We start from the raw sequence: 26481 nt of genomic DNA on the forward strand, positions 1-26481 counted from the left end.
TCGATGACCATGGTTCAACACAGGTCCGAGCTTTCAACGTCCCGGACCGGTATCCATGGGGGAATCCGACGCAGCGCAGCAGCCGCGGCCGTCGGAGCGGTACTGGTTCTCACCACAGGCGCACAGGCGTCCCAGGCAGACCAGGGGACGGCGGACCCCGGCGACAGCGCCGCGTCCGCCACGCTGGCAACGGGGTCCCTGCCTGTGAATGTGTCCCTCGCCATCGGCTCCGGGGCGGCCAAGGAACCCGGCGAAGCGCGCGAGACAGCAGCCGCCAAGGACACCCGCCGGCGGACGGCAGCCCCGGCCGTTATCTCCGTGCCCGCGTCGCTGGTCCCGGCAGTGCAGGCATCCCTGACGGCCACGGCGACGGCCACCGTTGCCCTCACGGCCACCGCCACCGCTGCTCCCACGTCCAGTGCCCGGGCACTGACCGCGCCGGCCGTCACCCTCCCTCCGGTTCCGCTCCCGGACCTGCCCCTGCCCTTGCCCTCTGGCAGCGCGGCTGGTCCATCGGCAACCGCCCCGGTACCTGCCGGTGCCGCCACCACACAGGCCGCACCGGAAACGCGACAGTCCCAGGCCACTCCCGAGCTCCAGGCGGCCCAGCAAGCTCCGGCCGCTCCCCGGGCGAACGCCCCGCAGGTTTCCGCAACTGCGGCCGCGCCGGCAGTAGCCCAGCCATCGTCCACGGACGGCGCCATGCCGTCCGCCGAAGCTGCTCCGGGCAGCAACGCTTCTGCTGGCCGCGCTTCGGGCACTCCCGGATCGACGGGTGCGGACCGGCTGGTATCTGCAGCCAGCGGACTGGGACACGTGGCGGACACGCGCGTGCCCCGGGCCGCAACACTGCCCGGCAGCGCCGCTGCGAGCAGTACCGTGCGGAGCACCGGCACGCTGACGCCGGCGCAGTCAGAAATGCAGACGGCTGTGGTGTGGCTGGGCGTTGGGCTCGTTGCAGTGGGCGGTGCCGCGGGCCTCGTCTACCTGCGTCTCCGCAAGCCCTGACTGGCACTCGTCCAGCTGCGGACGCCGGGTCGTCTGTGACATTAAGCACTTCTACACGCCGTAGAAGTATTCGGTTTCGACTTGGGGGTAGCGAAGGGGCAAACTTGTAACCATGAGCCACACTTCTGCCGAATCTGTCACTAAAACCGAAGAATCAGCCGAGCAGTTCTTCACCCTCTGGACGGTCTTCAAGCGGTCCGGGCAGGTTGACCGCAGCGCCGATGCTGCAGCTGACTTCGAAACGCTGCTGGAGCGGCTCGCGGCCGCCGGTGTCACGCACCGCGGCAGCTACGACGTCTCAGCCATGCGGGCCGACGCCGATGTGATGGTGTGGCTCCACGGCCCTAAGCCGGAGGCCCTGCAGCAGGCCATCCGCGACATTCGCCGCAGCGACCTTTTCGCGGGCACGGAAATTGTCTGGTCCGCCATGGGCGTCCACCGCGAAGCAGAGTTCGCCAAGAACCACACCCCGGCCTACTCACGCGGCGTTGCCCCGGCCGAGTGGCTGTGCGTGTACCCGTTCGTCCGCTCCTACGAGTGGTACATCCTGCCCGACGCCGAGCGCGGCAAGATGCTCCGTGACCACGGACTGCTGGGCCGCGACTTCCCCCAGGTCATCTCCAACACGGTCTCCTCCTTCGCCCTGGGCGACTGGGAATGGATCCTTGGCCTTGAGGCCCCCGAATTGGTTGACCTCGTCGACCTTATGCGCCACCTCCGTGCCACCGAAGCGCGGAACCATGTCCGTGAAGAGATCCCGTTCTACACCGGACGCCGGATCTCCGCCGAGGAAGTAGCCGAGGTACTCGCATGAGCCCGCTCGACCCCCATACCGCCGTCGCCAACCCCGTCACCGAGGCCGGCCGCATGGCTCCCAAGAATTACGACGCCGTCCTCCTCGCCTCCTTCGGCGGGCCCGAAGGCCAGGACGACGTCATCCCGTTCCTCCGAAACGTCACCCGCGGCCGCGGCATCCCCGACGAACGGCTTGAGGAAGTTTCGCACCACTACCGTGCCAACGGCGGCATCAGTCCCATCAACCAGCAGAACCGCGAGCTGAAGGCCGCCCTTGAGGCTGAACTCGCTGCCCGCGGCATCGAACTGCCCGTGTTGTGGGGCAACCGCAACTGGGCGCCTTACATCCCGGAGACGCTGCAGGACGCGTACGACGCCGGGCACCGCCGCCTGCTGATGGTCACCACCAGTGCCTACTCCTGTTACTCCAGCTGCCGCCAGTACCGCGAAGACATCGGCATGGCCCTGACGGAAACCGGCCTCGACGGCCGCCTCGAAGTGGATAAGGTCCGCCAGTACTTCGACCACCCCGGCTTCGTGGAGCCGTTCATTGAGGGCACCGCCGCGGGCCTCGCCGAGGTCCGCGCCAAGCTGGCCGAGGCCGGAACTCCCGACGCTCCGGTCCAGATCCTGTTCGCCACCCACTCCATCCCCACCCGGGATGCCGAGGCCGCCGGCCGGTCAGAGGGCGAACCGCGTGAGTTCGAAGAGGGCTCCGCCTACGTGGCGCAGCACCTTGCCACCGCCGCGGCTGTCATTGAGCGCGTAAAGGAAGAAACCGGACTCACCGCGGACTGGTCGCTGGTGTACCAGTCGCGGTCCGGTGCCCCGCACGTGCCGTGGCTCGAACCCGACATCAACGACGCCATCGAGGAACTCGCCGGCAAGGGCACCAAGGGGATCGTCATCGTTCCGCTGGGCTTCGTCAGTGACCACATGGAGGTCGTCTGGGACCTGGACACCGAGGCCCTGGAAACCTGTGCCAATCTTGGGCTGGCAGCTACCCGCGTTCCCACGCCGGGCACGCACCGGAAGTTCGTTAACGGGCTGGTGGACCTGATCTCCGAACGCACGCTGGCCAACAACATCAGCGACCGCCCGGCGCTGACCGGCCTCGGTCCCTGGTACGACGTGTGCCGGCCCGGCTGCTGCGCAAACTTCCGTGGCGAGAAACCCACCATCGCAGGGGCGGACACCACCGTCGGCACCGGCCACGACCCGTATCCGGCCGCCGGATCCGGTACCGCCTCGGGCCAGTCCGGGGAAGCAGCGCAGCAGTGACTGTCCGCATCGGTACCCGGGCCAGCAAGCTCGCCCTGACCCAGACGCAGCAGACCGCGGACCAGCTCGCCGCCGTCGGAGGTTTCCCCGTGGAGCTCGTCCACATCCGGACCGACGGCGACGTCCTCACCGGACCGCTCTCGCAGATGGGCGGCACGGGCGTGTTCGTGGCCGCATTGCGCGACGCCTTGCTGCGCGACGAATGCGACGTCGCCGTGCACTCCCTCAAGGACCTGCCCACTGGCGCTGCCGTGGGCCTGAGCCTCGCGGCGACGCCCAAACGCGTGGACGTCCGCGACGTGCTTTGCGCCCGGGACGGGCTCAAACTCGCTGATCTTCCCGCGGGCGCCAAGGTGGGGACGGGCTCGCCGCGCCGCGCAGCCCAGTTGCGGGCCGCGCGCGCCGACCTGGAAATCGTGGATATCCGCGGCAACGTGGACACCCGCCTGGGCCGCGTCCCCGGACTGCCCGGCAACACCATCGCAGACGTGGTTCCCGGGAAGTCCTGCGACCTCGATGCCGTGGTGCTGGCCGCAGCTGGCTTGGAGCGCATCAGCCGGCTGGACGCCGTCAGCGAATACCTTGAACCCGACGTGATGCTCCCGGCCGCCGGCCAGGGGTCGCTCGCCATCGAGTGCCGGACCGCCGACGCGCCGCGCAAACCCGGATCAACTGAGGGTTCCCAGGAAGTGCTGGCGCAGGCCCTGGCCGCCCTCGACGACCCCGACACCCGGCTGGCCGTCACCGCCGAACGCGCGCTGCTGGCCAGGCTCGAAGCCGGCTGCGCCGCTCCCGTCGGTGCCTACGCGTACCGCAAGGGCAGCATGCTTCACCTGGAAGCCGTGGTGTGTGCCGTGGACGGTAAGGCTTCCGTCCGGGACAAACGCGCCACGGACGGGCTCACCGAAGTGGGCGCCACACTGCTGGGCATCGAACTGGCCGAAGTCCTCCTTGCCGGCGGGGCCGCCGACATCGCCGACCTCCAGGCCTCCTGACACGGCCATGACGATGCCTTCCAGCGCACCCGGCCAGCACGGACCGCTCAGCGGAACCCGCGTCCTGGTGACCCGCAGCCCGGAACGGTCCGCGGCGCTTGTCCAGGCGCTGGCCCGGGCAGGAGCCACTCCCGTCCTGCTGCCGCTGATCGACTTTGAACGCGCGCCGGACCAGCATGCCCTGGATGTCGCCTGCGACGCCCTGGCCGCCGGTGCCTTTGACTGGCTGGTGGTCAGCAGCGCCACCACCGTCCACGTCCTGATGGAAAAGGCAGCGGAACGCGGACTGGAATTGGGCCGCCTGGTCCCTCAGGCCACCAGGATCGGGGCGATCGGACCCGCTACCCGCAGGATCCTGGAGTCCCAGGGCCTGGCAGTGGAACTGACGCCGGCCGGGGAACAGTCGGCCGCCGGCTTCCTGGAAGCCTGGACCGGGCGCGGCAGGGTCCTGCTGCCCCAGGCTGACATTGCCGCCGACACACTGGCCGACGGACTTCGAAAAGGCGGCGGTGACGTCACAGCCGTAACGGCCTACCGCACGGTCGACTTCCCGGCGGCAGCGGAGCGCAGGCTCGCCGTGCAGCCGGAAGACGGCGGCGCGGGCCAAACGACGGCGTCGTACGCTCTGCTCACACCCGAGGCCGCAGCGGCCGAAATCGCCGGCGGACAAATTTCCGCCGTGGTGGCCGCATCCCCGAGCGCCGTTCGCCGCATTGCCGCCCTGTCACCGTTGGCCGGCTGCCGGCTCGTGGCCATCGGACGTTCGACGGCGGAACAGGCAGCCGCGCTGGACCTGCCCGTGGCCGCGGTGGCGGATGAGCCCACGCCGGAGGGGCTTGTGGCCGCCGTCGTCAAATCCCTCACCCCGCCCTGACCGGGCAGACCACCCGGCCGCAGCAGCACCCACGCAACAACCTGAAGGACAGCATCCATGACGTTCCCCAGCCAACGCCCCCGCCGCCTGCGCACCACCCCCGCCATGCGACGGCTCACCGCCGAAACCCGGCTGGCCACCGCCGAACTCATCCTTCCGGCCTTCATCCGCGAAGGGCTCACCGAGCCGAACCCCATTACGTCCATGCCAGGCGTGGTGCAGCACACCACCGACTCCCTGAAGCGTGCTGCGGCCGAGGCGGTTGAACTTGGCCTGGGCGGCATCATGCTCTTCGGCATCCCGGAAACCCGCGACGCCGAAGGGACCGCCTCCCTCGACCCGGAAGGTGTCCTGAACAAGGCCATCAGCGACGTCCGTGCCGAAGTGGGCGACGACCTGGTCATCATGAGCGATGTCTGCCTGGATGAATTCACCGACCACGGCCACTGCGGAGTACTCGACGCCGACGGGTACGTCGACAACGACCGCACCGTGGAAATCTACGCCAGGATGGCCGTTGCCCAAGCCGAGGCCGGCGCCCACATGCTGGGGCCGTCCGGCATGATGGACGGCCAGGTCGCCGCCATCCGGGCCGCCCTCGACGACGCCGGCCACGCCAACACCTCCGTGATCGCCTACTCGGCGAAATACGCTTCGGCGTTCTACGGCCCGTTCCGGGAAGCCGTGGATTCACAGCTCAAGGGCGACCGGCGGACTTACCAGATGGATGCGGGCAACCGTACCGAGGCGCTGCGTGAGGTGGAACTGGACCTCGCGGAAGGCGCGGACATCGTCATGGTCAAGCCGGCAATGAGCTACCTGGACATCGTCGCTGACGTCGCGGCCATGAGCCCCGTGCCGGTGGCCGCCTACCAGATCTCAGGCGAGTACGCGATGATCGAAGCCGCTGCCGCCAACGGCTGGATCGACCGCCGCGCCGCCATCACCGAGTCTGTCCTCGGCATCCGCCGGGCGGGCGCCCACATGGTGCTGACGTACTGGGCCGCTGAGCTCGCCGGCTGGCTGAAGGAAGCCCGGTGAACGGCAATTCAGGCGAGGGGCCCGTCCCGGAATCGCCGGCCTCATCCCCAACGGCCCCCGTGGGCGGGGACCGGATCCTCCTCGGCCTGAACACGTTCGGCGATGTCGGCGTGAATCCGGACGGCAGCCCCCAGCCGCACGCCGAAGTCCTGCGCCAGCTGCTGGAGCAGGCGGAGCTGGCAGACGCCGTCGGACTCCACGCCTTTGGCGTGGGGGAGCACCACCGCAAGGACTACGCCGTGTCCGCGCCGGAGGTTTTCCTGGCTGCAGCCGCGGCGCGCACCTCCCGGATCCGGCTCGGCTCCGCCGTGACCGTGTTGAGCTCGGACGATCCCATCCGGGTGTTCCAGCGGTTCTCCACGGTGGATGCGATCTCGAACGGCCGCGCCGAAGTCATGCTGGGGCGGGGATCCTTCGTGGAATCATTCCCGCTCTTCGGCCTTGACCTGGCCGACTACGATGTCCTGTTCGAAGAAAAGCTGGAGCTCTTTGACAAGGTGCGGGCGCAGAAACCCGTGCACTGGGAAGGGCGGACCCGTCCCTCACTGCACGGGCTGAGCGTCTACCCGCCTCTCGAACACCACCTGCTGCCCACGTGGATTGGCGTAGGCGGCACCCCCGAATCAGTGCTGCGGTGCGCCCAGTACGGGTACCCGATCATCTTCGCGATCATCGGTGGCCAGCCGCGTGCCTTCGGTCCACTGGCGGACCTTTACCGCGAAGCCATGGGCAAGTACGGACATCCCATGCAGCAGGTGGCCACGCACTCACCAGGACACGTCGCTGCCACGGACGAGCAGGCGCGGGAAGAGTTCTTCCCGCACTGGCTGGCCCTGCGCAACCGGCTCGGTGCCGAACGCGGCTGGGGTCCGGCAGGACGCGGTGAGTTTGATGCCCTCTGCGCCCCGGAAGGCGCCCTGTACGTCGGCTCCCCGGATACGGTGGCGCGGAAGATCGTCCAGCTGAAACGGAACCTGGGCGTGGACCGCTTCGACTTCAAGTACAGCAACGGACCGCTGCCGCATGCGGCCATGATGCGCTCCATCGAACTGCTCGGCACGGCGGTGGCGCCCCGGGTGGCAGACGCCCTCGCCGGCTGATCTTCCGCCCCGCCTCCCGGCGCGCCGCGGAGCCGGCCCCGGCACTGCGGCAGCTGTACAGGGCGGCACCCGGTGCGCCGGCAAACTGAGAGAATAGGAACCATGACTTCCAGCACCCCTCGCAACGAGGAACTTTTTGACCGCGCCCGCAAACTGATGCCGGGCGGGGTCAACTCCCCGGTCCGGGCCTTCGGGTCCGTCGGCGGAACGCCCCGGTTCATGGTCTCGGCCAAGGGCCCGTACCTGATGGACGCCGACGGCAACGAGTATGTGGACCTGGTGTGCTCCTGGGGTCCGGCCCTGCTGGGCCACGCCCACCCGGCCGTGCTTGACGCGGTCCACGCTGCAGTGGACCGTGGCCTGTCCTTCGGCGCCTCCACTCCGGACGAGGCCAACCTGGCCGAGATCGTCATGGAACGCGTCCCCGCCGTCGAGCGGCTCCGCATGGTCTCCACCGGAACCGAGGCCACCATGACCGCCGTCCGGCTTGCCCGCGGGTTCACCGGCCGCAACCTCATCATCAAGTTCGCCGGCTGCTACCACGGACACCTGGACGGGCTGCTGGCCGCCGCAGGCTCCGGCGTGGCAACCCTCGCCCTGCCCGGTTCGGCCGGTGTCACCGAGGCAACCGCGGCCGAAACCCTGGTCCTGCCCTACAACGACCTCACGGCCGTGAAAGAGGCGTTTGCCACCCACGGGCCCAACATCGCGGCCGTCATCACCGAGGCAGCCCCCGCCAACATGGGCGTGGTCACGCCCGGCGAGGGCTTCAACCTGGGCCTCTCACAGATCACCCGGGAGCACGGCGCGCTGCTCATCGTGGACGAAGTCCTGACCGGCTTCCGCACCGGCTACTCCGGATACTGGGGGCTCACCGGCGGCGCTCCGGACGCTGCAGACCCGTGGACGCCGGACCTGCTCACCTTCGGGAAAGTCATCGGCGGCGGAATGCCGACGGCGGCCCTGGGCGGACGTGCCGACGTCATGGATTACCTCGCGCCCACCGGCCCGGTCTACCAGGCCGGGACACTCTCCGGTAACCCCGTGGCGATGGCCGCCGGCGTGGCCACCCTGACCCACGCGACCCGCGACGTGTACTCCTACATCGACGTGCGTTCACTGGAGCTGTCGTCCGCCCTGTCCTCGGCTCTGGACGCAGCCGGGGTGGACCACTCCATCCAGTTCGCCGGAAACCTCTTCTCGGTGGCGTTCGGAACCTCGGCCCACGGGGTCCACAACTACGCAGATGCCCAGGGCCAGGAGGCGTTCCGCTACGCCCCGTTCTTCCACTCGATGCTGGAGTCCGGCGTGTACCTGCCCCCGTCCGTCTTCGAGGCCTGGTTCCTGTCCGCCGCGCACGACGACGCTGCCATGAACCGGATCTTCGACGCCCTGCCCGCGGCGGCCAGGGCTGCCGCAGCCGCACAAGGCTAGCTTCCGCCCGGGCCAACTGCGAACAGGCTTCGGACACACGGCCCAGAGCATAAAGAAAATCCCCGGCTGCGGCGCAACCGGGGATTTTCCTTGTGTTCCTGTGGCTAGAGGACGTCTGAGAGGAAGCCCCTCAGCCGGTCCGTGGCGGGAGCCGTGAAGATTTGTTCCGGCGGCCCGGATTCCACCACTACGCCGGCGTCCATGAATGTCACGGTGTCCGACACGTTCCGGGAGAAGCCCATCTCGTGCGTCACCACCACCATGGTCATGCCGCCTTTGGCCAGGTCCGTCATCAGCGCAAGGACACCCTTGACCAGCTCGGGGTCCAAAGCTGATGTGGCCTCGTCGAAGAACATGACCTCGGGCTTCATGGCCAGCGCGCGGGCGATCGCGACGCGCTGCTGCTGGCCGCCGGAAAGGTTGGCGGGCCGGACATCAGCTTTGTGCTTCAGTCCCACCAGGTCCAGCTGCTCCAGGGCCTCGGCACGCGCCTGGTCCTTGGGCAGCTTCCGCAGCTTGCGCAGCGCCAGCGTCACGTTCTCCGCCACAGTCTTGTGCGGGAAGAGGTTGAACTGCTGGAACACCATGCCGATCCGCTGGCGGAGTTCGTCCGGGTTGTCCTTCAGGACCGAGCGGCCATCCAGCAGGATGTCGCCCTGGTCCGGCTCGATCAGCCGGTTCATGACCCGCAGCAGGGTGGACTTGCCCGAACCTGAAGGGCCGATCACCGATGCGGTGGTGCCCTTCTCCACGTGCAGGTCGATACCGCGCAGGACGTGGTTGTGTCCGAACGAAAGGTGCAGGTTCTTGCCGGTCAGGGTTCCGGAAGCGAATTCGGTCATGCTTGTGCCCCCTTGCCGATAGGTGCTGCCGCGTCGTCGGGTTCCTTCTTCTCCGGCCGGCCCGTGCGGAGCCGGTTATCGATGAAGTTGACGAAGTGGGTGAGCGGGACGGTCAGGATCAGGTACAGGACACCCGCAGCCACCAACGGCGAGAGATTCCCGGTGTTTGCCATGGCATCGTTGCCGATCCGGAAGATCTCCCGGTCCGAGGCAGCCAGGCCGAGCATGAACACCAGCGAGGAGTCCTTCAGCAGCGAGATGAACTGGTTCACCAGGGCGGGGAGGACCCGGCGAATACCCTGCGGCACCACCACCAGGCGCATGGAACTGCCGTAGCTGAACCCGAGCGCCCTCGACGCCTCAAGCTGGCCCTTTTCAACACTCTGGATGCCTGAACGGAAGATCTCGCCAATGTACGCGGCGGCGACCAGGGTCAGGGCCAGGATGCCCAACGGGTACGGGTTCCGCGAGCCCGTGATTTCCCGGGCAATCGGGCTCAGGCCGATGCCGATCACCAGGATCACGAGGATGGCCGGGAGGCCACGGAAAATGTCGGTGTAGATGCGGGCAACCCAACGCGCACCGGCGTTCCGTGAGATTCCCATCATGGCCAGCAACAGTCCCAGCAGGGAACCGAGGATGCCGGAGGCCACGGCGAGGATCAGGGTGTTGGGCAGGCCCACCGACAACAGGGAGGGAATGACCTTGGCCATTTCCTCCCAGTTGAAGAAGGTGTCAGCCAGTTGATCGAGGAGATCCATAAACGTCCCGGCTCAATCAGCTCTGGGGAACCGTGGCGGCCTTGCTGCCCGGCTTCCAGTCAGTCGGCGTTTCGCGGTCCGGGTACCACTCCTTGGTGAGCTTGGACCAGGTGCCATCGGCAATCACGGCGTCCAGGCCGGAGTTCAGTGCGTCGATCAGGGGCTGGTTGTCCTTGGCGACGGCGTAGGCCGTGAAGTTCTGCGTGTTGACCACGGACTCGGCGATGACGGTGCCGTCACCTTCCTTGACCTGGCCGGTGGCCTGCTGCGACGGCGCCACCCAGGCGTCCACCTGGCCGTTGCGCACGTTGGCGTAGACCGTGGCGTAGTCCGGGAAACGGATGGGCTCGAGCTTGAGCGTGTTGGTGACGTAATCGTCCTGGACCGTGCCCTGGACCACACCGATGCGGAGGTCGCCCTTGAGGTCAGCGAAGCCCTTGACGTCGCTGTCCTTCTTGGCGACAACAGCCATGAAGCCGAAGTCGTAGCCGTTGGTGAAGCCAACGTTCTGGCGGCGGGCGTCCGTGGTGGAGATCGAGGAGGACCCGACGTCGAACTGCTTGGTGGAAACCTGGGACAGCAGAGCGGAGAAGTCCGTAGCCACGAACTCGACCTCAAGGCCCAGCTTGCCGGCAATGGCCCGCAGGAGCTCGTTGTCGTAGCCGGTGAACTTGCCGGACGGATCGATAAAGATGTTCGGCGGGGCGTCGGAGAGCGTGCCCACTTCGAGCTTGCCTTCGGTGTTCAGACCAAGCTTGGTCTTGTCGATCTTGTCGACAGGGGTGACATCGGCGGTGGTGTACTTATCCAGCGTCTGCTGGTCGCTGCCCTGCAGGGCGTCAGTAGGCGTTCCGCTCGGCTGGGAAGAGCCGGAGCCGCATGCGGCCAGGGAGACCGCCAGTGCAATGGCAACGGGAGCGGTAGTCAGCCACTTCATCGCTTTGATTTTCATCAGGTTGTCACTTTCATTGAGTCTTAAGTCAACCGGGCCGCAAGGCTGCGCTGGTGGCGCCTGGCACCTGCCCGGTGCTGGTCCAGCATGGCCAGGGCAGGGGTGACCGCAAAACTAAATTCTCTCACCTTGGGCAAACACTGCCGTGAGACAAAGATCAGGACAACAAACGAAGAAAACGCCGCATGAAATTCGGCTTTTAGTGCCTCCTGGACGTCGGGCGGACGCTCAAATCCAGTACAGCCGAACAGATGGGCGCTCCTGGACGCGCCAAATGTTACGCGGCACTACTGTGACGTACCTCGCAGCGATGTTATGGCGGCTTAGAAACCGCCGCCGGTAGCGTCCTGCGGGGGCAGCACGGGCCAATCACCTTCAATGACGGCCGTGGGCTTCGTTTTGCGGAGATATCCTTGGAAATCCGCGGCCTGCGTCACCGCCCAGTCCACCTGCAGCTGATGGAGCTGGCTTGCGGGCATCATCAGTTTAGGGAATTTACCTGCCATGGCGTCCAGGACCTTCAACGTGGCCAGGGCGTCGGCTGCGGAGGTGTGGGCGTTGTCGAGGACCACGCCGTACTCCTCGCAGAGGGCTGTCAGCGTGCGTTTGCCTTTGCGGTAGCGGTCCACCTGCTTGTTCATGATGTAGGGATCCAGCACGGGGAACCGGGTGAGCTGGGGAACACCGTACCTGGCCGACTCCGCCGCCAGGACCGTGAAGTCGTAGCTGGCGTTGAACGCGATGACGGGGACGCCAGTATCGAAAAGCTCCTGCAGCACCGCCGCAAGCTCCCTGGTGACTTCATGCGCGGGACGGCCGTCCTTGCGTGCCTGCTCGGTGGTGACGCCGTGCACATCACTGGCTTCGGTGGGGATTTCAACCCCGGGATCGGCCAGCCACTCGTGCTCCCGGATGACCTCGCCCCTGTGGTCCACGACGGTGACCGAGGCGGTCACTATCCGGGCGGCCCGCGAGTTGCGGCCGGTGGTTTCAAGGTCAAAAGCGGCGCGGGGGAGGGTGTTCCAGGTGCTCATACCTCCACGCTAAAGGGACCCCCGGACAATTCCGTGGAACGCCACTGCGGCTACATTGGATCAATGCGGATTGAGTATGTGCAGGCGGTCCTCGCCATCGTGAGGATGGTGCCGGCAGGATCCGCGGTGTCTTATGGCGACGTCGCCGAGCTGTTGGGTTCCGGGGGACCGCGCCAGATCGGTTCGGTCATGAGCCACTACGGCAGCGGCGTCCCCTGGTGGCGGATCCTGAAAGCCAGTGGACACGCCCCCGAAGGACACGAGGCGGACGCGCTGCGCCGATACCTTGATGAAGGGACGCCGTTGGTCGGCGCCTACCGGGAGTGGCAGCGCACCGGAGACGGCCGGTGGCGGGTGGACCTCCAGGCGGCGCGCTGGGCGCCCGATGGAGAGGATTTCGACCGGATGGATGCGGTGGCGGAGCAACTGGAGCGCGAGCTCCACAGATTGTCAGTGGCTGATGATGGGATGTCGGTGTGACGGTAACACTCCCACTGACAGACGCGGCTGGCGGATACCCAGAGGACTACCCGGACCCGGCGGGCCCAGGTTTTGGCGACCGGGACGGCGCGGGCGGGGAAGCTCCTGGCGGCCGCACTGCGCAGGGTATGCTCTCCGGTTCCGGCCCCCTCAGGCTGCTTCCTCCGAGCCAGTCCCATGCCGTACGGCCCGCACTGACCCCGGACCAGCAAGCCGCCGTCGACGTCGCGGCCGGTTCCGGGCCGGTGCTGGTTCCGGGAGCTCCCGGAACCGGCAAGACCACCGTCCTTGTCGAGGCCGCCGTTGAGCGTGTCCACCGGGACGGCCTTGACCCTGCAGGGATCCTGATCCTCGCTCCAACACGGCTGGCGGCTGACCACCTGCGCGACCGCTTCACCGCCCGCCTGGACAGAAGCCTTAGCACCACTCCCGCGCGGACCTGGGCCTCCTACGCATTCGACCTCATCCGGAGGGCCAAGGCTGAAGGCATCATCCCCCTCACCAGGCCCCCGCGGCTCCTCTCGGGTCCGGAACAGGACCTGATTATCAAGGAGCTGCTGGAAGGGCACCGGCTGCCCGGGCTGGAACTGCCCTGGCCTGCCGACCTTGCGGGTGCCCTGGAGACCCGCGGGTTCCGGCAGGAAGTCCGCCAGCTCTTCGACCGCATCATCGAGTCCGGCCGGACGCCCGCCGACCTGGTGGAGCTGGGCAAGGCGTGTGGCAGGCAGGACTGGATCGCGGCGGCCGCCCTCTACAGCGAGTACAGGGATGTGCTGGACCTGCGCATGCCTGAGGCTTTCGATCCGGCCGGCATCATCACCGCTGCCCGGCAGATTTTCCAGGACGCCCCGGACTTCCTCGCCGCGGAGCGGCAACGGCTGCAGCTGATCCTGGTGGACGACATCCAGGAAGCCAACCCTGCGGTTTTCGAACTGTTGGCGGACATTGCCGCCGGCAAGGACTGCCTGGTCACCTCGTCTCCGGACACCGTGGTCCAGGGGTTCCGCGGCGCCCGGCCCGATCTTGTGGCCGAATTGCCCCGGCTGCTGTCTCCGGACGCCGTGGTGCTCGAAAGGCCGCTATGGCACGCCCACCGGCTGGCTCCCGCTGTCGCGGAAGCCTGGCTCGGTGTGGCAGGCCGCATCTCCCAGCGGGCCGGCGGCCAGCTTTCGCGCCGCCTGGAGCAAGGCTCCGCCGGCGATCATCCGGGCCGGGTTGAAGCCCATCTGGTGCCCTCGGCCGTCCACGAGTTACGGTACGTGGCCCAGCGGATTCTCGACCAGCACATCGGTCAGGGCCGGCCCCTGACGGACATCGCCGTCATTGTGCGCAACGGCGGCCAGGTCAGCGAACTGCAGCGCTACCTGTCCGGGCAGGGCATCCCGGTGCGGGTCCCGGTGGCTGAGTCGGCAGTGCGTGACGAAGTGGCCGTCCGCCCCCTCCTGGACGCCTACGCCATCGCCCTGGACCCCTCGCTCCTGGCACCCGAAGCGGCGGTGTCTCTCCTGACGTCCAGGATCGGTGGAGCCACCCCCCTCGAACTCCGGCGGCTCCGGCAATCGCTTCGGCGCGAGGAGCTGACAGGTGGCGGCGGCCGCGGCAGCGACTCCCTGCTGGTCGAGGCACTCCTGGAACCTGGGGCCCTGGGGAGCCTGGGGATTGAAGGCCGTGCCGCCCGCCGGACTGCCAGGATGATCCAGTCCGGCAAGGAAGCAGCCGCACAGCCTGGGGCCAACGCCGAGTCTGTGCTGTGGGCCCTGTGGAGCGCCACCGGCCTTTCCGCGGCCTGGACGGAAACCGCCCTGGCCGGGGGGCCGCACGGTGCCCGGGCAGACAGGGACCTGGACGCGATGATGGCCCTGTTCCACACGGCAGAGCGCTACGTGGACCAGATGCCCGGCGCCGGCCCGGAACAGTTCCTGGAATATCTCCTGAACCAGGAACTGCCCATGGACACTCTCGCCGCCCGTGCCCAGGTGGACGACGCCGTCGAACTCATGACCCCGGCCAGCGCCGCCGGCCGGCAATGGCCAGTTGTCCTTCTTGCAGGCCTGCAGGAAGGGGTGTGGCCCAATACCAGGCTCCGGGGGGAACTCCTGGGCAGCACACTCTATGCGGACGCTGTTGAACACGGGACGGCCTACGCCCTGCAGCGCGACCCGCTCAGCCGGCTGCGCGACATCCGGTATGACGAACTCCGCAGCTTTTCCACTGCCGTCTCCCGTGCAGAGGAACTGCTGATCTGCACTGCAGTGGCCTCCGAAGACGACCAGCCGTCGTCATTCCTCGACTACGCCGCACCGTTGGCCCCGGGTGAGGATGCACGGAGCTTCACGGCAGTTGAACGGCCCATGACGCTGCGTGCCCTCGTCGCGGAGCTTCGCCAGCATGCACAGTTGGAGGGCGCCCAGGCGCAGGAGGCGGCGAGGGTCCTGGCAGGCCTCGCAGCCGCCGAGCCTCCGGTCGCGGGCGCCCATCCGGACAGCTGGTGGGGGATCCAGCCGCTCACATCCGCCGACGCCGTGGTGCCGCCGGGCGGCACGGTGTTTGTCTCCCCATCAAAGGTCGAATCCGTGCAGAAATCGCCGTTGGACTGGTTCGTCCAGGCTGCCGGCGGCGAAGCGGCGACAGACTTCGCCCGCAGCCTCGGCACACTGGTCCACGCCATCGCCCAGGACATGCCTGATGCGTCCGGCCAGGAATACATTGCAGAGCTTGCCCGCCGCTGGCCGCAGCTGGGAATGAAGGACAACTGGGAGGGCAGGCTCGACCACCAGAGGGCCGAGGCCATGGTGCGGAAGCTCGCCCAATACGTCCTGGCGATGCGCGGCAGTGGACGCAGCCTGCTGGGCGTGGAACAGGACTTTGACGTTGCCCTTGGAGAAGTGTTGCTCGATGACGCCTCTCCGCGGGAAGCGGTGCTCCGCGGCCAGGTGGACCGGCTGGAAATCGACAGCGAGGGAAGACTGGTCGTCGTCGATTTGAAAACAGGGAAACGGCAGCCGGGGAAGACTGAATTGGCCAGCCACCCGCAGTTGGGCGCCTATCAGGCCGCCGTTCTCGCCGGCGGTTTCGGCGATGGCAGCGACACCCGGCAGGTGCTTCCCGGCGGGGCTGTGCTTGCCCAGCTGGGGACAACGGCGAAGTCGCCGGCTGTCCAGGAACAGGAGCCGCTGGATCCGCAGGACAACTGGGCCCTCGACATGGTCAAGGAGGCCGCAGCCGTCATGGGAGGCAACACGTTCGAGGCCAGGCACGACCCCGGCAAGGGAAGCTTCGGCGGACACGGCTGCAGGCTCCCTGAGGTCTGCCCGCTCTGTGCCCGCGGACGGCAGGTGACCGAATGAGCCAGGATGTGCAGGCGCCTCTCGACGGCCGGCCAACCGCCGAACCTGCTGACGGTGAATTCCCGCCGCCCGTGCGCTTCAGCCCTGAGGAACTTTCGGTCCTGCTGGGTGAGAAGAACGTTCCCACCGCGGAGCAGTCGGCAATTATCTCATCGCCACTGACGCCGCGTCTGGTCATTGCCGGGGCAGGTTCGGGCAAGACCGCCACCATGGCGGACCGTGTGGTGTGGCTGGTGGCCAACGGCTGGGTCCGGCCCGAGGAAGTCCTCGGTGTGACGTTTACCCGGAAAGCCGCCGGCGAACTCGCGTCGCGGATCAGGGCCAAACTCGTGGCGTTGCAGCGGGTGGCGTCCCGGGACGCTGGCGCACCACTGTTTCCGGCCGGGACGATCACCAGTGACGCCCTTGAACCCAAGGTCTCCACCTACCATTCCTTCGCCAGCGGCATCGTGTCGGACTACGGGCTTCGGCTCGGCGTCGAGCGGGACGTGGTGCTCCTGGGCGGGGCGCAGGCCTGGCAACTCGCCACCGAAGTCGTCGAGGCGTTCGACGGCGAGTACGGCCACTTCCGCGCGGCCAAGTCCACCCTCGTGAAGGCCGTCATCCAGCTGGCCGGCGAATGCGCCGAACACCTGCAGGAGCCCGAGGAGGTGGAGGCCTGGCTGATGGCCCGGCTTGCCGACTATGAGGCACTGCCGTACCTCGCCGAGAAGCAGAAGAATCCGCCGCAGGCAGCCGCGGACATCGCACGCATGCTGAGGACGCGGGCCAGCGTGGCGGACATGGTGGGCCGCTACACGGATGCCAAACGCGCCAGGGGAGCGCTGGACTTCGGCGACCTGGTTTCCCTGGCCGCCCGGGTTGCCCGCGATGTTCCCCTCGCGGCACACATGGAGCGGCAGCGGTACAAGGTGGTGCTGCTTGATGAGTTCCAGGACACCTCCTATGCCCAGCTGGTCCTGTTCTCGCGCCTGTTCGGCGGCGGTCACGCCGTCACGGCGGTGGGCGATCCCAATCAATCCATCTACGGATTCCGGGGTGCCTCGGCAGGGCAACTGTTCCACTTCGTCCGCGAGTTCCCGGTCCGCACCGGCCCGGGGGAAGCCGACGCCGACTGGAGGCCGGCCCCCACGTCGTACCTGACGACCGCCTGGCGGAACGGCAAGTCGATCCTGGCGGCCGCCAACGTCATGTCTGAGTCCCTGGCCAAGGCCGAAGCGCAGCGCGGACCGGCCGGCGGGGGAGCCCCGGCCGCGGCCAGCGTGCCGCCGCTGCAGCCCAGTCCGTTCGCAGTGGAGGGCAGGGTGGTCCTGGGGCGCTTCGCCAGCGACGCTGACGAGGCCGCTGCGCTCGCGGACGATGTCCTGAAGTACCGGGTCACTGACTTTGAAACCAAGGCGGACGGATCGTCGGTGGCCCCGGCGCTCGCCGTCCTGTGCCGGCGGCGTGCCCAGATGGAAACGATCCGCCGGCAGTTCGAGGCACGCGGCATCGCCTACGAAATTGTCGGCCTCGGCGGACTCCTGGATACCCCGGAGGTGGTGGACCTGGTGGCCACCCTCAGGGTCCTCGCCGACCCCGGCAGGTCCGATGCCTTGATGCGCCTGCTGGCCGGCGCCCGCTGGCGGATTGGACCTGCTGACCTGATGGCATTGCGGGACTGGTCCAGCCACCTGGCCCGCCGGCGCGGCCAGCTTTCAACAAGTCCGGAGGGTGATGACGACGGGGACGACGACGGAACCGTCCCCGAGTCTGACCTGACCGATGGCGCCAGCCTTGTCGAAGCCCTTGACTGGCTGCCCCGCGAGGGCTGGACCTCCTCCGCCGGGCGGTCCCTGACGGAGGTTGCCCGCGGGAGGCTCCACCGCCTGTCCGTCGAGCTGCGCCAGCTTCGTGGCTACCTGGGCGATGACCTCACCACCCTGCTGGGCGAAGTTGAACGGGCCATGCTCCTCGACATCGAGGTTGCGGCCCTGCCCGGCGTCAGCATCCACCAGGCCCGGCGGAACCTCGACGCCTTCCAGGACGCCGCTGCCGGGTTCCTGCGCACCTCCCACAGGGTGGACATCCTCGCGTTCCTTTCGTGGCTCGAGGCAGCTGCTGCTGAGGAAAACGGCCTCGAGGCCCCGCCCGGGGACGTGAACCGGGAAGCCGTCCAGCTCCTGACGGTTCACGCCTCCAAGGGACTGGAATGGGATGCGGTGTTCGTTCCGGGGCTGAACGCCGGGGCTTTCCCCACCGACAAGGACTCACGCTGGAGCAGCGGAACCGCTGCGCTTCCGTGGCCGCTTCGCGGGGACCGGTCCGACCTCCCGCAATGGGACCTGGACCAGCCTGACCAGAAGGGCTGGATCGACGCCGAAAAGGACTTCAAGGCAGCCGTCCAGGTACACGGTGAATCCGAGGAACGCAGGCTTGCCTACGTTGCCTATACCAGGGCGAAACATGTCCTGTGGGTGTCCAGCGCTGCCTGGGTGGGATCACGGTCGGGGCGGAGCACCATGTCCCCCTTCCTTGCCGAGCTGGAAAGCTTGGCGGCGCCGGCGGCCGGATCACCCGCCCGTGCAAGCGTGCATCCCCTGTCGCTCGATGAAGAAGCCCTGCCGGAAAAGAGCCCTCTGACGGTGGAAACGGAAGTGGCGGGCTGGCCCTACGATCCGCTGGAAGGACCAATTGATCCCCGTTCGGGAGAACGGCTCCGTCTCTCCGGAGGGCGCAGGGCACCCATGGAAGCCGCCGCAGCGAGGGTACTGGCCGAACTGGAAAAAGGGGCTGCCGATCTCCGGACCCAGCAGGACCCGGCCAAAAACCCCGGGTTGGCCGGCCCGGCAGCCGGCTGGGCCCGGGAAGCTGCGTTGCTGCTGCAGCGCCGTTCACGCCGGTCCCAGGGACAGGACGTCCACCTGCCAACCCACATTTCTGCGTCCACCCTGGTTGACCTCGACGAGGATGCCGGGGCCGTGCTGGCCAGGCTCCGCCGGCCCGTACCCAGAGAACCGGGCATGTCCGCCCGCAAGGGGACAGCCTTCCACGCATGGGTGGAGGACTACTTCGGCTCCGCGGGAATGCTGGACCTCGGCGAGGCCCCTGGGTCTGATGACCACATCGATGCCGCCTACGACCTCGACGCCATGGTGGCGACTTTCCGGGCTTCGGAATGGGCCGAACGGGCGCCTGCCTATGTGGAAGTGCCTGTGGAAACCCGGGTGGGCGACGTGGTGGTGCGCGGTCGGATCGATGCTGTGTTCCGCGACGCCGACGGACGCTGGGACCTGGTCGACTGGAAGACCGGGCGGCGGCCGTCGGGCGCGCGGCTCAAGACGCGGGCGGTACAGCTTGCCGTCTACCGGCTGGCCTGGGCGCGGCTCAAGGACGTTCCACTGGAATCGGTACGGGCAGCGTTCTTCTACGTGGGAGACAACGAGGTCGTCCGGCCCCACGATCTCGGGACAGCGGCAGAACTCGAATCGATCGTTGCCGCCGCTGTTGCCAACCAGTAAACGTTCGCTGCCGCGCTCGGCAGCGAACGGTTACTGGCCGTGGTTGGTTTTGATGACGGAAAGCGCCGCAGTGGAGGTATCGTCTCCTGCCCTGCCGGCACCCTGGTCCACGCAGGCCGGGGAAGCCGTGTCGCTGCCGTGCTCAGTGGCCGGCGCCCCCTCGCCCGTTGCTGCTGCGGAAGGCGCCTCAGGAATCCTGGTCACGTGAACTGCTGCCTGCGCCGGCAAGGGAATGGCGGAGACTGAGGGCTGGACCGGCACCGGAACCACCGTCACGGAGGGCATCCCCGCCGCCGAGCCGTCGTCGAGCGCTTCCTGCGTGGAAGATCCCGTGCGGGACTGGTCCCCCGGGGACGGGGTGTCCGATGCGGTGCCGGCGCCCGAATCTGCCGGCGCCACGCCGGCCGTCTGCCCCGGCTGGATTGGCGGCTGGGGTTCGACGCTGATGGGTTGGCCGCCGTGCTCGGCGATATCCGCGGCCAGCGTCTCGAGCATGCCCTCTGCTTCGGCCACCATTTCGGCGTCCCCCGCGGCGATGCCCTTGACCAGGTACTGGGCGAGGGCAAACTCCGCAGACAGGGCTGCCCGGCGCAGCAGGTGCGCGTCCGGGGTGTCACGGCGGCTGGCGGTGTAGCCGGCCAGGACGGCGTCCACAAAGTCCTGTTCGTTGGAGGCCACCAGCCATGCGAAATCGTCGGCGGGGTCGCCGATCCGCAGATCGGTCCATCCGGTGACGGCCGTGACGCGCTGGCCCTCCACCAGCAGGTTGTCCTCGTGCAGGTCGCCGTGCACCACGCAGGGATTGAAGCGCCAGAGCGACACGTCTTCCATGGCGTGTTCCCAGCGCAGCAGCAGCGCCGAAGGAATTTTGCCGGTGGTGGCCGCCTGGTCAAGCTCATTAAGGCGCCGCTGGCGGAACTCATTGGGGGTGTAGCTGGGCAGGTCGGCGTTGCTGACCAGCAACCGCGGAAGGTCATGGATGGCTGCCAGGGCAACGCCGATCTCCCGGGCCAGCGGAGCCGGGCCGGCGGTGAGGTCCTCAACGCTGCGGGTGCTGCCGGCCAGGTGCGAGTAGACGAAGGTGCTCAGGGTCCCCAGCCGGACGCTGCCGGCCACCGTGGGCATGAGGAACGGCAGTTCAGCCCGGATGGCAGGAGCGAAGGCACGAAGGACGAGGAATTCCGTTTCCAGCCGGGCGCTGGCTTCCGCATGGCGGGGTGACCTGACGCGCCAGCGTTTTCCTTCGGAGTCAAGGAGCAGCGCCGAGTCGAAGTCCGCGGGATCATCCGGAGCGGAGCTAACTGCCGTCGGGGTCAGTCCGGGGACTGCTGCGGTTGCAACGGCTGCCAGTTCAATCGGTTTTCTTCTCACCGTCCCACGGTAGATTGCCCGCCGTCCAAGACGCCGGTCCGGTAGCGGCGAGTCTCCAGATACGTGCAAAACAGGGGGATACCCAACTAGGCCAAAATGTTCAAATGTCAGTCCCAGTCAGTACGGTGGAGTCATGAGCCACGCGGAGTCTGCCACGCCCGTCCACCAGGAAACGCCCGCCCAGGAGCAACCAGCCACTACGCCGGACGGGCCGGGACTCCTTGCTGCCAACCATCTTCGCGACACCCTGCTTCCGGTTCGGCCCGCCCTGGTGGACAGGGGCTCCACGGAACGGATGAGGGCAGGAATGGTGGACGAGCTCCTGGCTGCTCCGGACACCCTGGCGGTCGTGTTGTCAGGCAGGCAAGGACTGGTGAGCGGGGGCAGCCTGCTCCTTGCCAACGCCCGCGCACTGCACGGGGAGCTGGCGGCGGCGGGCACCGTTCCGGAGCTGATGGTCTACCTGGGTTCCGCGTTGCAGGCAGCCGATCTTCCCACCGGGACGGAGCTGCTGCTGTTCGTGCTGCCCGCCCCGGTGGAACCGGGAACGGCAGGCGTCCCCGAAGAGGCTTCATGGGCCGGGTTCCGTGATGTGGCGGCCGGCCTGGGTCCCACGGCGACAGCCCTCTTCGTGGAGGCGAGTGCCATTGCCAACTGGCACGCCGGCCATACTCACTGTCCGCGGTGCGGCACGCCCACTGAAGTGCAGGCCGGAGGCTGGGTGCGGCGTTGCCCCGCGGATTCGTCCGAGCACTATCCGCGGACAGATCCTGCCATCATCGTGACGGTCGTGGGCCCGGACGGCCGCCTGCTCCTGGGCGGCGGGGGGCCGGCTGACGCCAAAAACTACTCCACCTTGGCCGGCTTCGTGGAGCCGGGCGAGTCGCTGGAACAGGCCGTGGTCAGGGAGCTGTTCGAGGAGGTGGGGGTCCGCGTGAAAGCCTGCCAGTACCTGGGCTCGCAGTCGTGGCCTTTCCCCGCCTCCCTTATGCTTGGATTTACCGCCATCACCGATGACGCCGTGGCAACGCCCGACGGCGTGGAGGTCACCAGGGCGCGCTGGTTCAGCCGGGAGGAACTCCAGGACGCCGTCCTCAGCGGTGAGATCACCATTTCCAGCAGGCTCTCCATCGCCAGGGCACTCATCGAACACTGGTACGGCGGCCGGATCCGGGACCTCGCCGACGCCTGAGATCCATATTCACAAGACTGGGCGCGGCAGTCGAACAAAGCAGCAACGGGACACAGAGCAATAGACGTGACTACAGACAACTTCACCGCAGCCCTTTCGCAGGACGGTACTGCCTCCTTGGAGGACCGCATCCTGGGCGGACTGGACGCCGAACAGCGCGAGGTGGCCAGCACCCTGAACGGACCCCTGTGCGTCCTGGCAGGTGCCGGAACCGGAAAAACCCGGGCCATCACCCACCGCATTGCCTACGGCGTCCACTCCGGCGTCTACACACCACAGCGGCTCCTGGCTGTGACCTTCACGGCACGGGCCGCGGCGGAGATGCGAAGCCGGCTCCGGGACCTTGGGGCAGGCAACGTGCAGGCCCGGACGTTCCATGCGGCGGCGCTGCGGCAGCTGCAGTTCTTCTGGCCGCAGGCGGTTGGCGGCACGCTGCCGAACCTCCTGGAGCACAAGGCACAGACCCTGGCTGAGGCGGCACGCCGGCTGCGGCTCAGCACGGACAGGGCTTCCATCCGCGACCTCGCCTCGGAAATCGAGTGGGCCAAGGTTTCCATGCTGACCCCGGCCAACTACCTCGAGAACGCCCAGGACAGGGGCGCCCCGGGCGGCTTCGACCTCACCGCCGTGGCCCGAGTCTTCCAGTCGTATGAGGACGTGAAGACAGACCGCAACGTCATCGACTTCGAGGACGTCCTCCTCATCACCGTGGGGATCCTGCAGGAGGACGAGAAAGTTGCTGCCACCGTCCGGGAGCAGTACCGGCACTTCGTCGTGGACGAGTACCAGGACGTGTCGCCCCTGCAGCAGCGGCTGCTGGAGCTTTGGCTCGGTGGCCGGGACGAACTCTGCGTGGTGGGCGACGCCAGCCAGACCATCTACTCCTTCACTGGCGCCTCGCCCCGGCACCTCCTGGATTTCAAGGCCAGGTACCCGCAGGCCAACGTGGTCAAGCTGATCCGCGATTACCGGTCCACACCCCAGGTGGTGAAGCTGGCAAACGACCTGCTGGCCGGACGTCGCAGCGGTGGTCCGGCAGCGGATGCCGCGTGGGCCGCGCCCCTGCAACTGGTGGCGCAGCGGCCCGCCGGCCCGGTGCCCACGTTCACCGAGTGCACCGACGACGAAGCCGAGGCGGCCACCGTCGCCCAAAAGATCAAGGCACTGCTCGACGCCGGCACCCCGGCAAGCGAAGTAGCCATCCTCTTCCGCACCAACGGACAGTCCGAGGCCTACGAGCAGGCGCTGGCCGCCGCCGGCATCGGCTACCAGCTCCGCGGCGGCGAAAGGTTCTTTGCCAGGAAGGAAGTCCGGGACGCCATCCTCCAGTTGCGTGCCGCCACCAGGGCAGTGAGTGAAGAAGGAGCCAGTGAACCGCTCGGGCAGTTGGTCCGGGACATCGTCTCCTCCCTCGGGTACACAGACTCCGCCCCGCACAGCGGCGGTGCACTGCGGGAACGGTGGGAATCCCTGGCGGCGCTGGTGGCCCTCGCCGATGAGCTGGTCCAGGTCCGCGGCCCGGAGTTTGGACTGGCGGACTTCGTCAACGAACTCCAGGAACGCTCGCTCGCCCAGCACGCCCCCACGGTGCAGGGCGTCACTCTGGCGTCCCTGCACGCCGCGAAAGGGCTGGAATGGGACGCGGTGTTCCTGGTGGGCCTCAGCGAAGGCCTGATGCCCATCTCCTTCGCCGATTCCCCGGAGTCGGTGGATGAAGAGCGCCGGCTCCTGTACGTCGGCATCACCCGGGCACGGGAGAACCTTTCCCTGTCCTGGAGTACGGCGCGGACGCCGGGTGGCCGGGCCAACCGGAAACCGTCCAGGTTCCTTGACGGACTCCGTCCCAATTCCGTGGCAACGTCCAGCACCCGGGGGAAGGGCCCGGCTCCACGGCGGAAGGCTGCAGCCCCGGCAGTGTGCAGGGTCTGCGGCAGCATGCTGTCCTCTGGCGCGGAGCGCAAGGTGGGTCGGTGCAATGCGTGCCCGCCCACTTACGAGGAACAGACCTTCGAAGCCCTGCGGACCTGGCGCCGCGAAGTGGCTCTCTCAGCCGATGTGCCCGCTTTCGTGGTCTTCACCGATGCCACCCTGACCGCCATCGCCGAGGCGAGGCCGGCATCCATCGAGGATCTCGCCGGCTTGGCGGGCGTGGGTCCATCGAAGCTTGAGAAGTACGGCGAAGACGTCCTGCGGGTGCTGACCGAGAGCGCCGAGCTGTGAGGTCCGGCGCGACGCCCGCACTGACCACAGCCGACGGCGCGCCGGTGGAGGTCAGGCGGTCTTCCCGGCGGACCCGGACAGTGGCCGCGTTCTGGGAGGACGGGACCGCCGTCGTCGCCATCCCTGCGCGGTTTACGCCGGCCCAGGAGACCGAGTGGGTCCGGCGCATGCTGGCAAAGCTGCAGAGGCAGGGGGAGCGGCGAAGCGCGGCAGGCAGGAAGCGGCCGGCGTCCGATGCCGCCCTCGCAGCCCACGCGGCCCACCTTTCTGCCCAGTACCTGGGCGGGCGGTCAACTCCGGCTTCTGTCAGGTGGGTCAGCAACCAGAATTCACGCTGGGGCTCTGCCACGCCGGCGGACGGCACCATCCGGCTTTCGGACAAGCTGAAGCCGATGCCCCAATGGGTCATCGACTATGTCCTGCTGCACGAACTCGCGCACCTCCTCGTGGCCGGGCACAACTCCGCGTTCTGGAAGATGCTCGAGGCGTACCCGGAAACGCAGCGGGCGAAAGCGTTCCTCGAAGGGGTGTCCTTTGCGTCCGCGCGCGGTCTGGCCACCGGCCGCGGAGCCGGGGACGACAAAGCCGGCGCCCTGCCGGAGCCCGAAGGCTGGCCGGAGGACGCCGACTAAGTAGAGGATGCTGCCGCCGCAGCGGGAGGGTCAGGCCTTCGGCTGGGTGCCTTCGCCGCCGTCGTCAGTAGCGTCGCTATCGGTGCCATTGTCATCGGTGCTGCCGCCTGCGGAACCGGCTGAGCCGGGAACCTCGCCGGAACCCGCGCCACCGTCGCCCTTCTCCGCGGCACCAGCCGACGTGTCGTTGGCGTCATCAGTGGCGGGCGCATCAAACCCACCGCTGAGCAGCTTCTGCAGGGCATCGTCCACTTCGCTGTCGCTGGCCTCGGCCAGCTTGCGGCGGGCGCTGAAACCCTTGGGGTCGTCCAGGTCCTCGGCGGTGGGCAGCAGGTCCGGGTGGTGCCAGATGGCATCCCGGCCTTCAACGCCACGCTCGTCCTTCAGCGCGGCCCACAGCGTGGCCGCGTCCCGGAGGCGGCGCGGCCGCAGCTCCAGCCCCACCAGGGAGGCGAAGGCATGCTCTGCCGGGCCGCCCGTTGCGCGGCGCCGCCGGACGGTTTCACGCAGCGCGGCAGCGGAGGGGAGCACATTCTCGGTGGCGGCAGCCGTCAGTTCGTCTACCCAGCCCTCCACGAGGGCCAGCGCCGTTTCGAGCTTCTCCAGGGCCTGCTCCTGCGCAGGGGTGCGCTTGGGCATGAAGACACCCTGGGAGAGGGCTTCCTGGATTCCCTCGGGGTTGCTCGGGTCAAGGTCCCGGGCCAGTTCTTCGATGCGCGAGGTGTCGATGTGGATGCCGCGGGCATATGCCTCAATGGCTCCGAGGAGGTGCCCCCGCAGCCAGGGGACCTGCACGAACAGCCGGGCGTGGGCGGCCTCACGCACTGCAAGGAACAGCCGGATGTCGTTTTCCGGCAGGGACAGGCCCTCCCCGAACGCGGCAACGTTGGCCGGCAACAGAGCCATTTCCAGGTCCGCAAGCGGCACGCCGATATCCGTGGAGCTGACAACGTCTGCTGAGAGTGCGCCGATGGCCTGACCCAGCTGCATGCCGAAGATGGCGCCGCCCATGTTCTGCAGCATCGAGGAGGCGCCGCCCATCATGGACTTCATCTCCTCGGGCATCTGCTCAGTCATGGCGGAGGAAAGGGCATTGGCGATGCTGTTCGCCACGGGCTCCGTCAGCCGCTTCCAGGTTCCCAGCGTTGCCTCGACCCACTCCGCACGCGACCAGGCGCGCCCGATCAGTCCGGTGGACGGCAGGTCCGTGACCGGGTCAAGCCACAGCTCCGCCAGGCGAAGGGCCTCATCCACCTCCCGGGACTGCTGGGAGGTCACCGAGGGATCGGAACTGCTCGCCGCCACCCGCCGGGCATTGTCGTGTGCCAACGTCCAGTTGACGGGCCCTTCGGACGGGGCACTCATCATGGCCTGGACCTGGGAGAACATCTGGGCCAGCAGGTTGGGATCGTTCGGCAGGCCGGCGGCCTTGGCGAGCTCGGCCGGATCGAAGTTTTCCATGCCCTTGCCGCCCATCAGGTTCTGCAGCATCTCGGCCAACGGGTCCTTGGGGGTATCGTCGCCGTTCGAAGAATTGTGTGGGTTGGAGGTCATGATCCCGCCGATCGTCGGTGTGACTGGTGCTCAACCTTCACGGTACCCCGGCCATCCGCGGCTGTCTG

The 26481-nt window shown here is 67.9% G+C and carries 20 protein-coding genes; 14 read left to right on the forward strand and 6 right to left on the reverse strand.

Going from position 1 to position 26481, the window contains the following annotated elements; all coding sequences use genetic code 11:
* The first annotated feature begins 9 nt into the window (after nucleotides 1-9).
* From ACFV4R_RS00695 to hemL, 8 genes are all read left to right on the forward strand, one after another.
* Nucleotides 10-1008 carry a hypothetical protein gene (locus tag ACFV4R_RS00695; RefSeq protein WP_377202784.1) on the forward strand — a complete coding sequence of 333 codons (999 nt, stop codon included), beginning with the start codon at nucleotides 10-12 and terminating at the stop codon, nucleotides 1006-1008.
* 112 nt (nucleotides 1009-1120) lie between these two features.
* A complete protein-coding gene (hemQ, locus tag ACFV4R_RS00700; protein WP_377202783.1) occupies nucleotides 1121-1822 on the forward strand; it encodes a hydrogen peroxide-dependent heme synthase in 702 nt (233 codons plus the stop codon).
* On the forward strand, nucleotides 1819-3084 hold the full coding sequence (locus ACFV4R_RS00705) for a ferrochelatase (RefSeq protein WP_377202782.1): 1266 nt from the start codon (nucleotides 1819-1821) through the stop codon (nucleotides 3082-3084). The genes hemQ and ACFV4R_RS00705 overlap by 4 nt, the downstream gene beginning before the upstream one ends.
* Nucleotides 3081-4079 (forward strand): hydroxymethylbilane synthase, encoded by a 999-nt coding sequence (gene hemC, locus ACFV4R_RS00710; protein ID WP_377202781.1) that lies wholly within the window; start codon nucleotides 3081-3083, stop codon nucleotides 4077-4079. The genes ACFV4R_RS00705 and hemC overlap by 4 nt, the downstream gene beginning before the upstream one ends.
* A 13-nt stretch (nucleotides 4080-4092) precedes the next feature.
* Nucleotides 4093-4953 carry a uroporphyrinogen-III synthase gene (locus tag ACFV4R_RS00715; RefSeq protein WP_377202780.1) on the forward strand — a complete coding sequence of 287 codons (861 nt, stop codon included), beginning with the start codon at nucleotides 4093-4095 and terminating at the stop codon, nucleotides 4951-4953.
* Between the two features lie 57 nt (nucleotides 4954-5010).
* Nucleotides 5011-5994 carry a porphobilinogen synthase gene (gene hemB / locus ACFV4R_RS00720; protein WP_377202779.1) on the forward strand — a complete coding sequence of 328 codons (984 nt, stop codon included), beginning with the start codon at nucleotides 5011-5013 and terminating at the stop codon, nucleotides 5992-5994.
* On the forward strand, nucleotides 5991-7094 hold the full coding sequence (locus ACFV4R_RS00725) for an LLM class flavin-dependent oxidoreductase (protein ID WP_377202778.1): 1104 nt from the start codon (nucleotides 5991-5993) through the stop codon (nucleotides 7092-7094). The genes hemB and ACFV4R_RS00725 overlap by 4 nt, the downstream gene beginning before the upstream one ends.
* Nucleotides 7095-7196: 102 nt before the next feature.
* Nucleotides 7197-8528 carry a glutamate-1-semialdehyde 2,1-aminomutase gene (gene hemL, locus ACFV4R_RS00730; protein WP_377202777.1) on the forward strand — a complete coding sequence of 444 codons (1332 nt, stop codon included), beginning with the start codon at nucleotides 7197-7199 and terminating at the stop codon, nucleotides 8526-8528.
* 104 nt (nucleotides 8529-8632) lie between these two features.
* On the opposite strand, the gene ACFV4R_RS00735 is transcribed toward hemL, so the two are convergent.
* The 4 genes from ACFV4R_RS00735 to ACFV4R_RS00750 all read right to left on the reverse strand — a co-directional run bounded on the left by ACFV4R_RS00735 (nucleotide 8633) and on the right by ACFV4R_RS00750 (nucleotide 12117).
* A complete protein-coding gene (locus ACFV4R_RS00735) occupies nucleotides 8633-9370 on the reverse strand; it encodes an amino acid ABC transporter ATP-binding protein (RefSeq protein ID WP_091721542.1) in 738 nt (245 codons plus the stop codon).
* The gene (locus tag ACFV4R_RS00740; RefSeq protein WP_056084887.1) at nucleotides 9367-10131 is read right to left on the reverse strand and encodes an amino acid ABC transporter permease; all 765 of its coding nucleotides are present in this window, start codon (nucleotides 10129-10131) and stop codon (nucleotides 9367-9369) included. The genes ACFV4R_RS00735 and ACFV4R_RS00740 overlap by 4 nt, the downstream gene beginning before the upstream one ends.
* Nucleotides 10132-10147: 16 nt before the next feature.
* A complete protein-coding gene (locus ACFV4R_RS00745) occupies nucleotides 10148-11083 on the reverse strand; it encodes a substrate-binding periplasmic protein (protein WP_377202776.1) in 936 nt (311 codons plus the stop codon).
* Between the two features lie 323 nt (nucleotides 11084-11406).
* Entirely contained in the window at nucleotides 11407-12117 is a 711-nt protein-coding gene (locus tag ACFV4R_RS00750) for a 3'-5' exonuclease (protein ID WP_015937658.1), read from the reverse strand.
* Nucleotides 12118-12180: 63 nt separating this feature from the next.
* Between ACFV4R_RS00750 and ACFV4R_RS00755 the strand changes: the two genes are divergently transcribed.
* The 3 genes from ACFV4R_RS00755 to ACFV4R_RS00765 are packed head-to-tail and all read left to right on the forward strand — an operon-like array spanning nucleotide 12181 to nucleotide 19444.
* Nucleotides 12181-12597, forward strand: a complete 417-nt coding sequence (locus ACFV4R_RS00755; protein WP_091721537.1) for an MGMT family protein — start codon at nucleotides 12181-12183, stop codon at nucleotides 12595-12597.
* Entirely contained in the window at nucleotides 12594-15944 is a 3351-nt protein-coding gene (locus tag ACFV4R_RS00760; RefSeq protein WP_377202775.1) for an ATP-dependent helicase, read from the forward strand. Before ACFV4R_RS00755 ends, ACFV4R_RS00760 begins: the two co-directional genes overlap by 4 nt.
* On the forward strand, nucleotides 15941-19444 hold the full coding sequence (locus ACFV4R_RS00765; RefSeq protein ID WP_377202774.1) for an ATP-dependent helicase: 3504 nt from the start codon (nucleotides 15941-15943) through the stop codon (nucleotides 19442-19444). Before ACFV4R_RS00760 ends, ACFV4R_RS00765 begins: the two co-directional genes overlap by 4 nt.
* 30 nt (nucleotides 19445-19474) lie before the next feature.
* Here ACFV4R_RS00765 and ACFV4R_RS00770 read toward each other — a convergent pair whose 3' ends face one another.
* Nucleotides 19475-20815, reverse strand: a complete 1341-nt coding sequence (locus ACFV4R_RS00770; protein WP_377202773.1) for a phosphotransferase — start codon at nucleotides 20813-20815, stop codon at nucleotides 19475-19477.
* Between the two features lie 133 nt (nucleotides 20816-20948).
* Here ACFV4R_RS00770 and nudC point away from each other — a divergent pair, with 133 nt between their 5' ends.
* The 3 genes from nudC (at nucleotide 20949) to ACFV4R_RS00785 (ending at nucleotide 24859) form a co-directional block, all read left to right on the forward strand.
* On the forward strand, nucleotides 20949-22007 hold the full coding sequence (gene nudC / locus ACFV4R_RS00775) for an NAD(+) diphosphatase (RefSeq protein WP_377202772.1): 1059 nt from the start codon (nucleotides 20949-20951) through the stop codon (nucleotides 22005-22007).
* A 66-nt stretch (nucleotides 22008-22073) separates the two neighbouring features.
* Nucleotides 22074-24227, forward strand: a complete 2154-nt coding sequence (locus ACFV4R_RS00780) for an ATP-dependent DNA helicase UvrD2 (RefSeq protein WP_377202771.1) — start codon at nucleotides 22074-22076, stop codon at nucleotides 24225-24227.
* Nucleotides 24224-24859, forward strand: coding sequence for a M48 family metallopeptidase (locus ACFV4R_RS00785; RefSeq protein WP_377202770.1), 636 nt, complete (start codon nucleotides 24224-24226; stop codon nucleotides 24857-24859). The genes ACFV4R_RS00780 and ACFV4R_RS00785 overlap by 4 nt, the downstream gene beginning before the upstream one ends.
* A 30-nt stretch (nucleotides 24860-24889) precedes the next feature.
* Here ACFV4R_RS00785 and ACFV4R_RS00790 read toward each other — a convergent pair whose 3' ends face one another.
* Nucleotides 24890-26413 (reverse strand): zinc-dependent metalloprotease, encoded by a 1524-nt coding sequence (locus ACFV4R_RS00790; protein ID WP_377202769.1) that lies wholly within the window; start codon nucleotides 26411-26413, stop codon nucleotides 24890-24892.
* Between the last annotated feature and the right edge of the window lie 68 nt (nucleotides 26414-26481).

It is taken from the genome of Pseudarthrobacter sp. NPDC059871 (assembly GCF_042731175.1).
GTDB lineage: Bacteria > Actinomycetota > Actinomycetes > Actinomycetales > Micrococcaceae > Arthrobacter.